Consider the following 1,890-nt stretch of genomic DNA (forward strand, 5'->3'; position numbering starts at 1 on the left):
TTCAGAGTCAGAAGAATGGGTAACATCTAAAGTAATAACTCTATTTGGATCCAAGAATGCTCTTTGCGCTTCAAAGAAATCAATTCCATGTTTCCGCAAATTTTCCTCATTCTTTACAGGATCCCATTCAAACTCCATCTATGCATAGATTAACTAAGGGAGAAATCCTTGTCAATACATATAATTATGCATACTAATATGCGCATTTCTATAACAAAAGATTAAGCGAGTGAAAGCGGGCAAGGATGCCCGCAAGACTTGAAAAGAATGTCATGCAGAGCTGTTCGCCTAACGACCGAGGTGCTCCGACGTTTGCGACGGCACGAGCTTGCGAAAGCAAGTGCAGTGACGGAAGCAAATGTGCCGAAGGCCAAGCGAGCGGGTTGCGATAGCAAGCCCGAAGCGTAGCGGCTGAGGCGAAAGTTATACGCCGTAACCATTTGAACTATTACGATTTATTGGTATTAATTTTTTCCATTATACTAATTATTGGATTAACGTTCAAATCGCCGGATCCAGTTTCCTTTAAATATCCTGTCTGAGGATCTGAAAAAAGGTATTTTGCTATTTCTAATCTAAATTGATTTTTATCTGGGGCTGAATCACCAATAGCATTTTCAAACTCCTTATATTGAGAAAGAACAGCTGCTCGATGTGCATAAAGCACATTCAAATGTCGCTCAGTTTGATATTTTGTAAGTGATATTTTCGCAATCAGAGTAGGAAAGAGAATTAGAAATGACCTTTCTAATAGATATTTTATTATAGTACCGACCTTTGCATCATCTGCTAAAGATACGCAAAATACTGAATAGCCAACGAGCATAAGGCAAAAAGTTAAACTAATAGCAAATGACAAAAACCATCTGCTTTCATATTTTTCATGTTGAAACTGCAAATTATTGAATGTGCTTTCAGTTTCAGAAATCACTTTTGTAGATATTTTATCTTGAAGATTACCAAGTATCTTTTCTGCTTCTTTAACACTTTTACTAAGCTTACCGATCTCCCTTATTGCATGTTTTTTCCCTTCAGAAATATCTTTTAAAAAAGCATCACTCTTTATCTTCGCATATAGCACTTGAACTTGAAAGTTAATGATTTTTTGATCTGTAAATATTGATTTGGTTATGAACCAATTTAGAATATTTTGCCTTGTTCCTGGAAACTCAGGCTTGTGAATTCCATTAGAAACCAGTTGATCTACCTGATCGAGATATGTTTTTACAGTCTGAACACAATTGCCAAGCGTCGCAAGTGTGTTCTGAGATAATTGTTTTGAAAGTGATTCTGTATATAATTCATGTTCAGATAAGCAGGATTCTATAAAATCGAAAATAACTTCTTTTTGAGTATCCACTTCTTCAAAATCATTTAAAGGACCAAGTTCGGGGTGTGCCACCTTTCTATTCCTTAATCCTTTCATTTCTTCTCTAATTTTCTCGATTTGCATTTTATTTTTCCATTAATTGTGGTTATGGCGTATAACGACCAAGGTGTTCCGACGTTTCGCGAGTCCGAAGGACTTGGCACGAGACTTGCTCTGCAAGACGAGTGACAAAGCGAAATGTGGCGAAGCCCAAGCGAGAGTTGCGAAGCAAGCTCGAAGCGCCGCGGAAGCACCGAAAGTTAGGCGATGCGACCGCACCTACTTGTAACTATCTTTTCTTTGATCTACATCAACAAATATTACTAATAGTTCGTTATCTTTAATCAAATAGAACAAACGATACTTACCAATACGATATCTATAAAGACCGTCAAACTCCCCTTTCAGCTTTTTGATATTCGGTCCAAAGAATGGATTCTTTTTTAGGATTGGATAGACGTAATCTGTTAATTTCTTTTGAAGATGGGAAAACTGACGATCTTTGAGTTTACTTTGAAATT

At 37.0% G+C, this 1,890-nt stretch carries 3 protein-coding genes; all 3 read right to left on the minus strand.

Annotation, left to right across the window (positions count from 1 at the left end; translation table 11 throughout):
- On the minus strand, positions 1-138 hold a 138-nt coding region (locus tag LEP1GSC192_RS20150; protein ID WP_198289313.1), incomplete at its 3' end, for a BrnT family toxin.
- Between the two features lie 310 nt (positions 139-448).
- Positions 449-1,453, minus strand: coding sequence for a hypothetical protein (locus LEP1GSC192_RS10290; RefSeq protein ID WP_020769910.1), 1,005 nt, complete (start codon positions 1,451-1,453; stop codon positions 449-451).
- Positions 1,454-1,648: 195 nt separating this feature from the next.
- A partial coding sequence (locus tag LEP1GSC192_RS10295) for a type II toxin-antitoxin system RelE/ParE family toxin (protein ID WP_020769909.1) occupies positions 1,649-1,890 on the minus strand: 242 nt, incomplete at its 5' end.

The sequence above is a fragment of the Leptospira sp. B5-022 genome, from assembly GCF_000347035.1.
In the GTDB taxonomy this organism is placed as follows: Bacteria; Spirochaetota; Leptospiria; order Leptospirales; family Leptospiraceae; genus Leptospira_B; species Leptospira_B cinconiae.